The sequence below is a fragment of the Kineococcus siccus genome (genome assembly GCF_009906795.1).
Taxonomy (GTDB): Bacteria; Actinomycetota; Actinomycetes; order Actinomycetales; family Kineococcaceae; genus Kineococcus; species Kineococcus siccus.
In genome coordinates this window covers 1-8,452 of record NZ_JAAALN010000189.1, presented here as the reverse complement: position 1 = coordinate 8,452, position 8,452 = coordinate 1, and the positions used below count along the sequence as shown (strand labels likewise).

Below are 8,452 nucleotides of genomic sequence, written 5' to 3'. Positions count from 1 at the left end.
GCCGCGATGAGTCCGGCGCCGCGCGCGGGTCCAGCGGGGGAGGGCACCGGCGCGCGGGGCGCGCACGCGGGCACCGGCCGGGGCGCCGGGTCGAGGGGGAGGAGGCGGCCGTGCCGGCTGCGCAGGAGGGGCGTCCGCTGGACGCCACGTACACGGTGGCCGTGCGCCGGGACGGTCCCTTCGCCACCTACCTCGAGCTGCCCGGCTCGCACGAGCTCCTCGGCACGCGACGGGCGGTCCGGGTCGCGGGGACGATCGACGGGCAGCCCTTCGCGGCGACGCTGCTGCCGTCGGGGACCGGGCCGCACCGGTTGCCCCTGCGGGCCGGGCTGCGCACCGCGGCGGGGCGCGACCGCGCGGGGGAGCTGCTCACGGTCCGGCTGCTGCAGCGCTTCGGGTGAGCGGGGACGCCGACGGGCCGGGACCCCACCGCGGTGGGGTCCCGGCCCGTCGGGCGCCGGTCAGGCCCGCACGAGCAGCGCGACCGGCAGACCGTCCAGCACGTCGGCGATGCGGACGCTGCCGCCGGGGACGTCGGCCCCGGTGAAGGCGTCGCGCCACGACCCGGCCGGCAGGGCGAGGGTGTGCTCGCCCCAGCCGCCGAGGCGCTCCAGGGACCCCGGCAGGCGGGTCGCCACGGCCACCACGACGGGGGCGTCCAGCGGCCCGCGGGCGAAGGCCACGGCGTTGCCCGTGGACGTCGGGACCGCGGCGTAGCCCGCGTGCTCCCCGAGGAAGGCCTCGGGGTGGTCGCGGCGCACGCGCAGCGTGCGGGAGACGACGAGGAGCTTCTCGTCGTCCACGTCCGCGGGGGCGCCGCCCGCGTCCAGCGCGGCCAGGCGCCGGACGCGCTCGTCGTAGTCCACGTCGCGGCGGTTGTCCGGGTCGACGAGGGACAGGTCGACGAGCTCGGTGCCCTGGTAGACGTCGGGGACGCCGGGCATGGCGAGCTGCACGAGCTTCTGCCCGAGGACCGCGACGCGCGCCGCGCCGGCCGTGCGCGCGACCCAGGCCCCGACGGCCGCCAGGACCGCCTCGTCGCCGAGGACGCCGACGGCGAAGCGCTGCACCGCCGCCTCGTAGGCCTCGTCCGGCGCGGTCCACGTGGTGTGGTCCTTGGCCTCGCGGGTGGCCTTCTCGAGGTAGGCCAGCAGCCGGTCCTCGGCCAGCGGGCCCGTGCGCCCCCAGGTGCCGACGAGCGTCTGCCAGACCAGCAGCTCGGTGCGGGCGTCGAGCTCGCCGTCGCGGTGCTCGGCGGCGAGGTCGCGCCACGTCGCCAGCGCCGCCGCGAACTCGTCGGGGTGCTCCGAGATCGGGGTGAGCACGGCGCGGACGTCCTCGCTGCGCTTGGTGTCGTGCGTGGACAGCGTCGTCATCGCGGCGGGCCACGTGCGCGAGAGCGTCCCCGCGAAGGCGTGGAACTCCTCGGGCGAGGTGCCGAAGCGGGACGGGTCGCCGCCCACCTCGTTCAGCGACGACAGCCGGAACCAGCGGTAGAACGCCGTGTCCTCCACGCCCTTGGCCATGACCGGGCCGCACGTCTGCTGGAAGCGGACGACGAACTCGGCCAGCCGGGGGTCGGCCAGGCTCGCGGACCGCCCCAGCGCCAGGTCGACGACCACGGCGAGGGTGTCGTGCCGCTCGGGGGCGAGGTGGTGGCGCGCGACGGCCGCGGCCTCCTCGAGGACCTCGACGGCCTCGGCGGGCGCGGGCTCGCCGGGCACCACGTAGGCGCGGTAGCGCGGGAAGGCGACGAGCAGCTCGACGACCGCCTCGTGCAGGCCCCGGCGGGTGTGGTCGCGCAGGTCCACGTCGTCGTGGCAGATGCCCGCGAGCAGGTCCACGAGGCGGTGCACCTCGGCGTACAGGCCGTGCTCGACGACCTCGCGCTTGGCCTGCTCGACGATCGCGGAGAACGGCTCGGACTCCCCGGTCAGCGCGGAGTACAGCGCCGTGAGGGGCTCGGCACCGGCCTGGTCGAGGAAGAGGCCGCCGATCTCGTGCAGCGCGTCGTAGCCCGTGGTGCCGGCGCAGGCCCAGTCCGCGGGCAGCGTCTCGTGCCCCTCGAGGATCTTCTCCACGACGACCCAGGCGCTCGCGCCGTCGCGCCCGGTCGCGGCCGCGAGCCGGGCCAGGTAGCCGCGCGGGTCGGCCAGGCCGTCCGGGTGGTCGATGCGCAGCCCCTGCAGCTCGCCCGCCGCCAGCAGCTCCAGCAGCAGGGCGTGCGAGGCGTCGAAGACCTCGGGGTCCTCGACGCGGACGGCGGCCAGCGTGTCGACGTCGAAGAAGCGCCGGTAGTTCAGCTCCTCGTCGGCGACCCGCCAGTGCGCGAGGCGGTACCACTGGCGGTCGACGAGCTGCGCCAGCGGCAGGTCCTCGGTCCCCGGACGGACCGGGAAGACGTGGTCGTAGTAGCGCAGCACGGGCTCGGCGCCCGAGCGGTCCAGCGTCAGCTCGTCCGCGGCGAGCACCTGGCCGATGCGCCGGCCGAGCACCGCCATGAGGATCGCGCGGTCGGGCACCGACCAGTCGACGTCGAACCAGCGCGCGAAGGGCGAGTCCGGCCCCTCGCGCAGCACCGACCACAGCTGGGCGTTGTCGGAGGCCGGCGTGGGCACCGCCATGTGGTTGGGCACCACGTCGGCCACGGCGCCCAGGCCCGCCGCCGACAGCGCGGCGCTGAGCCGGTCGAAGCCCTCCCGGCCGCCGGCCTCGGGGTTCAGCCGGGCGTGGTCGACGACGTCGTAGCCGTGCGTCGAGCCCGTCGCGGGCGCGAGGACGGGCGAGAGGTAGGCGTGCGAGACGCCGAGGTCGGCCAGGTAGGCCGCCCGCGCCGCCGCGTCGTCGAAGGTGAACGCCGGCTGGATCTGCAGCCGGTAGGTGCTCGCGGGCACCACCGCGGGTCGGTAGCCCTCGCTCACTTGTCCCCCAGGGGGCCGCGGGCCAGCACGAGGACGGAGCGCCCCGCGACCGGCAGCGACGTGCCGGGGGAGAAGGCGGACTCCTCCGTGAAGATCGACACGACGCCGACCTGGTCGTCCGCGGTGTCCAGGCGGGGGTGCCAGCCGTCGCCGTAGGCCGCGGGCGGCAGCGTGAACTCGATGGACTCGTGCCACGGGTTGAAGAGCACGAGGAAGGAGTCGCCGACGATCCGCTCACCGCGGCGGTCGGGCTCGGGGATCGCCTCGCCGTTGAGGAAGACCATGACGCTGCGGTTGGAGGCGTCGCCCCAGTCCGCGTCGGTCATGGGGGTGCCGTCGGCGCTGAACCACTCGATGTCCCCGACCGCGCTCTTGCCGCCGTGCCCGGCGTCGCCCGCGAAGAAGCGGCGGCGCTGGAACACCGGCTCGGTGCGGCGCAGCTCGACGACGCGCTGGGAGAAGGCCAGCAGCTCCTGCTGGGCGTCGCTCAGCTCCCAGTCCACCCAGGCCAGCTCGTTGTCCTGGCAGTAGACGTTGTTGTTGCCGCGCTGCGTGCGGCCCAGCTCGTCGCCGTGCAGGATCATCGGCACGCCCTGGCTCAGCAGCAGCGTCGTCAGCAGGTTGCGGTGCTGGCGGGCGCGCAGCGCGATGACGTCGGCGTCCTGCGTCGGCCCCTCGACCCCGCAGTTCCAGGACCGGTTGTGGCTCTCGCCGTCGTTGCCGCCCTCGCCGTTGGCCTCGTTGTGCTTGTCGTTGTAGGACACGAGGTCGCGCATCGTGAAGCCGTCGTGGGCGGTGACGAAGTTGATGCTGGCGATGGGCTTGCGGCCGGAGTGCTCGTACAGGTCGCTCGACCCCGTCAGGCGGCTCGCGAACTCCGCGATGGTGTGCGGCTCCCCGCGCCAGAAGTCGCGGATGGCGTCGCGGTAGCGGCCGTTCCACTCCGTCCACAGGGGCGGGAACCCGCCGACCTGGTAGCCGCCGTCGCCGACGTCCCACGGCTCGGCGATGAGCTTCAGCTGCGAGACGACCGGGTCCTGCTGGACCAGGTCGAAGAACGCCGACAGCCGGTCCACCTCGTGGAACTGGCGGGCGAGCGTCGCCGCGAGGTCGAAGCGGAAGCCGTCGACGTGCATCTCCTCCGCCCAGTACCGCAGCGAGTCCATGATCAGCTGCAGGACGTGCGGGTGCCGCATGAGCAGGCTGTTGCCGGTCCCCGTGGTGTCGTAGTAGTGCGCCTGGTCGCCGTCCACGAGGCGGTAGTACGCCTGGTTGTCGATGCCGCGGAAGCACAGCGTCGGGCCCATGTGGTTGCCCTCGGCCGTGTGGTTGTAGACGACGTCGAGGATGACCTCGATGTCGGCCTCGTGCAGCGCGCGCACCATCGACTTGAACTCCTGGACCTGCTGACCGCGCTGGCCCGTGGAGGAGTAGGAGTTGTGCGGCGCGAAGAACCCGATCGTGTTGTAGCCCCAGTAGTTCGACAGGCCCTTGTCGACCAGGTGGGTGTCCTGGACGAACTGGTGCACGGGCATGAGCTCCACGGCCGTGACGCCGAGGCCCTTGAGGTGGTCGATCATCGCGGGGTGCGCCATGCCGGCGTACGTCCCGCGGATGTCCTCGGGGATGTCCGGGTGCTGGATCGTCAGGCCCTTGACGTGCGCCTCGTAGATCACCGACTCGTGGTACTCGTGCCCCGGCCGGCGGTCGTTGCCCCAGTCGAAGAAAGGGTTGACGACGACGGAGAGCATCGTGTGCCCCGCGCTGTCGGCGGCGTTGATCGCGCCGTTGTCCCCGAACTCGTAGGAGAACAGCGACTCGTCGCCGTCGACCTGGCCCTCGATGGCCTTGGCGTAGGGGTCCAGCAGCAGCTTCTCGGGCTGGCAGCGGTGCCCCTTCTCGGGGTCGAAGGGGCCGTGCACGCGGTAGCCGTAGCGCTGGCCCGGCATCACCGAGGGCAGGAAGGCGTGCCAGACGAAGCCGTCGACCTCGGGCAGGTCCACCCGGGTCTCCGTGCCGTCCTCCTCGACGAGGCAGAGCTCGATGCGCTCCGCCACCTCGGAGAAGAGGGCGAAGTTGGTCCCCGCACCGTCGTAGGTGGCGCCGAGGGGGTAGGGCCGTCCGGGCCAGATCTGCATCTCGCGAGTCCTCCACAGCACGTCGGGTCGTCGTGCTCGTTCGTCCAGCTGGGCGGGCGCCCGATCGCTCGGGGCGCCCGTCGGTCCCGGACATCATGGCGGCTGCGCCCGCGGACGACGAACGGACGGTCGTGAGGCCCGGGGACGGCCCCGGGAGCGCGCCGGCCGGGGACGACGAAGGCCGGACCCCCGAGGGGATCCGGCCTGCGTCGTGATGGGTGGGCGATACTGGGATCGAACCAGTGACCTCTTCCGTGTCAGGGAAGCGCGCTACCGCTGCGCCAATCGCCCGCTGCCTCACCAGGCGGACGAGCTGCCTGGTGGGGTCCCGAGGTGGAGACGGGATTCGAACCCGTGTGGACGGCTTTGCAGGCCGTTGCCTCGCCTCTCGGCCACTCCACCGTGAGGCGGATGCCCCGGAACAGCTCGTGCACCCGAGCGGACGACGGGATTCGAACCCGCGACCCTCACCTTGGCAAGGTGATGCGCTACCACTGCGCCACGTCCGCATGTCCTGCCGGTCCTGGCCTCGCGGCCGTTCCCGGTGACGTCGTAGACACTAGCCGAACCGCACTGCCGGAGCCAAACCGCCCCGCCCGGTGTGCCGCCGGACGGGGCCGTCCGCCACCGCGGCCGTCAGCGCCAGATCAGGTCGGGGGTGAGGGCCGCCAGGTCGGGCGCGCCGCACAGCCCCATGGCCATCCGCAGCTCGGTGTCCAGCATGTGCAGGGCCGCCAGCGCACCCTCGGTGCCCGCGGCCGCGAGGCCGTAGAGGTAGGGCCGGCCCACGAAGACGGCGTCGGCGCCCAGGCACAGCGCCTTCAGCACGTCGGTGCCGCGGCGGACGCCCGAGTCCACGACGACCGGCACGCGGCCGGCGACCTCGGCCGCGACGGCCGGCAGCGCCTGCGCGGTCGGGACCACCGTGTCGAGGTTGCGGGCGCCGTGGTTGGAGACCCACACGCCCGCGGCGCCGTGGTCCAGCGCACGCGCCGCGTCGTCGGCGCGCAGGACGCCCTTGACGATGACGGGCAGGTCGGTGAGCTCGGCCAGCCACGTGATGTCCGTCCAGCGCAGCGTCGGGTCGAGCCGCTCGACGTAGACCCGGCGGTGCGCCGGGAGGTCGTCCTCGACGCGCGCAGTCAGCGCGGGCAGGTTGGCGAAGGCCATGCCCGCGGGGAGCCGGACGCTGCGCCGGCGGTCGGTGTCGCGGGCCCCGAGCACGGGGGTGTCGACGGTGACCACGAGCGCCTCGTACCCGGCCGCGGCGGCGCGCCGCGCGAGGCTCGCGGTCAGGTCGCGGTCGCGGCGCACGTAGAGCTGGAACCACAGCGGCCCCGTCGCGGCGGCGGCGACGTCCTCCATGGAGGTCGTGCCCAGCGTGCTCTGGCAGTAGACCATCCCCGCCTCGCCCGCGGCCGCGGTGACGCCGAGCTCACCGTCCGGGTGCCAGATCTTGTGGCTCGCGGCGGGCGACAGGCCGATGGGCGAGGCCACGCGGGACCCGAACAGGGTCGTCGACGTGTCGATGTCCTCCACGCCGACCAGGCAGTGCGGGGACAGGCGGATCTCGCCCCAGGCCTCCTCGTTCCAGCGCAGGCTGCGCTCGTCGCCGCTGCCGCCCTCCAGGTAGTCCCACATGGGCTGGCCGAAGGCGCCCGCCCGCAGCTGTCGCAGCGCGGCCTCGCGCAGCTCGCCGATGTTCAGCGCCGGGTCCGCGGCCGGCTCGACGTGGGGTCGCTCGACTGTGTCCGTCATGCCACGGGAGTACCAGACGCGAGGGGGTCCGCGCGGCCCGGGCGCCCGGATGCCCCCCGTTGGGCGCACGAGAGCCCGCGTGCCGCCCCTGCGCGGGGACGGGACGCGGGCGGCGCGACGGCGCGCGGGCGGCTCAGGAGACCAGCCGGTGGACCAGGTCGTCGAGGTCGAGGTGCCGGGTCTCGCGGCCCGGGGGGACGAGGGCGTCGGCGCGGCGCAGGAAGCGGCGCACGTCGGCCTCGTCGGCCTCCAGCTCGGCGTTGCCGTCCGGGGACGACAGGCGCAGCAGGACGCGGGCGCGGCCGTCCGCGGTCTGCGGGCAGGGGCGGACGTGGACGTCGCCCTCCCCGGCCGGGGCCACCAGGCCCTCCCGCAGGAGGTCCCGCGCGAAGACCCACTCGACGTCGGTGTCGCCACCGCGGAAGACGGCGTGGATCGCGTACGGGTCGTCGGCGCCGTAGTGGAGGCTGGCCGGAACGGGCAGGCCGGGACCACTGGTGGTCCGCAGGCGCAGCGACACGTCGACGTCGACCTCGGTCTTGCGGTGCGGCAGTGCAGGCACGTCGACCTCCGTGTGCTCTTGGCCGCTGACGGGCTCCAGCGACCGTGCGTGGAACTTTCCCACTGTTCACCGTCTTGAAACACCCGAACGGTCCAATTGGGACGCGCGCGTGCTCCCGCCGGTTCCGGTCGGTGCCGGCCGCGCCGCCGCACGGGCCCCGGACGGGTGCCCGGGGTCACCGTCCGCGGCGTTCGCCGGCCGTGCCCAGAACCTTCACCCGGCTGCCGGGAGCACGGGACGGCTCCCGTGCGTTGGGACCGGAGCACGGGGGCGGGGACCACGGGCGGTGGCGAGGAGCAGAGGCGGAGCGTGGTGGCGGCGGAGCGGGGAGTGCGGATGCGGACGGGACGGGGCCCGGCGGAGGACGACGTGTCCGCCTCCGACGGCGGGACGCGCCCGGCCGACCCGCCGCAGGCGCCGTCCGCGGTGCGCACGTCCCTCGACCCGCAGGCGCCGGCCGGAGGACCGGACCCCGACGGGCCGCCCGCGGCCCCCGCACGGCGCCGCTGGCGCCGCGAGGTCCGCCGCCGCCGGGAGGCGCTGCGCGCGAACCCGCGGCGCAACCACCTGTACCGGATGGGCGTCGCCACCCTCGGGACGGTCGTGGTGCTGCTCGGTCTCGCGCTCGTGCCGCTGCCCGGGCCCGGCTGGGTCGTCGTCTTCCTGGGCCTCGCGGTCCTGGGCTCGGAGTTCCACTCGGCCCGCCGGCTGAACGCCTTCGGCCGCCGGCAGCTGCACCGCTGGGTGGCCTGGGTCGAGCGGCGGTCCTGGCGCACGCGGATCGGGCTGGGCGGCGGGACCGCGGCCGTCGTCGTCGCGGTGGTGTGGGGCTGGTTCGCGTGGCAGGGCGTGCCGACCTGGAGCCCCGAGGTCGTCACGGCCCAGCTGCAGCGCGTGCCCGGCATCGGCTGAGCGGCATCGGCTGAGCGGCCCGCGCGCCGGCGGTGTCGTGAGCACGGCCGCCGAGACGCTATGGTTCTCAGGCCGGTCGCGGTCCGCCGCAGCCCGGGCGATTAGCTCAGTGGTAGAGCACCTCGTTCACACCGAGGGGGTCACTGGTTCGAACCCAGTAT

6 protein-coding genes and 3 tRNA genes are annotated in these 8,452 nt (G+C 74.5%); 2 read left to right on the top strand and 7 right to left on the bottom strand.

Annotated features, from left to right (window positions below; genetic code table 11):
* Positions 1-110 precede the first annotated feature (110 nt).
* Positions 111-401 (top strand): DUF1905 domain-containing protein, encoded by a 291-nt coding sequence (locus tag GTR02_RS17215; RefSeq protein ID WP_166608716.1) that lies wholly within the window; start codon positions 111-113, stop codon positions 399-401.
* A 60-nt stretch (positions 402-461) separates the two neighbouring features.
* Here GTR02_RS17215 and treY read toward each other — a convergent pair whose 3' ends face one another.
* The 7 genes from treY to GTR02_RS17180 all read right to left on the bottom strand — a co-directional run bounded on the left by treY (position 462) and on the right by GTR02_RS17180 (position 7,379).
* Positions 462-2,897, bottom strand: a complete 2,436-nt coding sequence (gene treY / locus GTR02_RS17210) for a malto-oligosyltrehalose synthase (RefSeq protein WP_338073888.1) — start codon at positions 2,895-2,897, stop codon at positions 462-464.
* Positions 2,898-2,917: 20 nt separating this feature from the next.
* On the bottom strand, positions 2,918-5,059 hold the full coding sequence (gene glgX / locus GTR02_RS17205; protein ID WP_166608714.1) for a glycogen debranching protein GlgX: 2,142 nt from the start codon (positions 5,057-5,059) through the stop codon (positions 2,918-2,920).
* 219 nt (positions 5,060-5,278) lie between these two features.
* Positions 5,279-5,350, bottom strand: a tRNA-Val gene (locus GTR02_RS17200).
* Between the two features lie 40 nt (positions 5,351-5,390).
* Positions 5,391-5,461 (bottom strand) — tRNA-Cys (locus GTR02_RS17195).
* Between the two features lie 35 nt (positions 5,462-5,496).
* Positions 5,497-5,568, bottom strand: a tRNA-Gly gene (locus tag GTR02_RS17190).
* Between the two features lie 127 nt (positions 5,569-5,695).
* Positions 5,696-6,817 (bottom strand): alpha-hydroxy acid oxidase, encoded by a 1,122-nt coding sequence (locus GTR02_RS17185; RefSeq protein WP_166608713.1) that lies wholly within the window; start codon positions 6,815-6,817, stop codon positions 5,696-5,698.
* Between the two features lie 133 nt (positions 6,818-6,950).
* Entirely contained in the window at positions 6,951-7,379 is a 429-nt protein-coding gene (locus tag GTR02_RS17180) for an SsgA family sporulation/cell division regulator (RefSeq protein ID WP_338073886.1), read from the bottom strand.
* A gap of 369 nt (positions 7,380-7,748) precedes the next feature.
* On the opposite strand from GTR02_RS17180, the gene GTR02_RS23945 reads away from it, so the two are divergent.
* Positions 7,749-8,291 (top strand): TIGR02611 family protein, encoded by a 543-nt coding sequence (locus GTR02_RS23945; RefSeq protein ID WP_166608712.1) that lies wholly within the window; start codon positions 7,749-7,751, stop codon positions 8,289-8,291.
* Positions 8,292-8,452: the final 161 nt, after the last annotated feature.

Bases quoted from the DNA above. Each gene is read 5' to 3' on its own strand.
- glgX (WP_166608714.1), bottom strand. From the start codon at position 5,059: ATGCAGATCTGGCCCGGACGGCCCTACCCCCTCGGCGCCACCTACGAC.
- GTR02_RS17185 (WP_166608713.1), bottom strand. From the start codon at position 6,817: ATGACGGACACAGTCGAGCGACCCCACGTCGAGCCGGCCGCGGACCCG.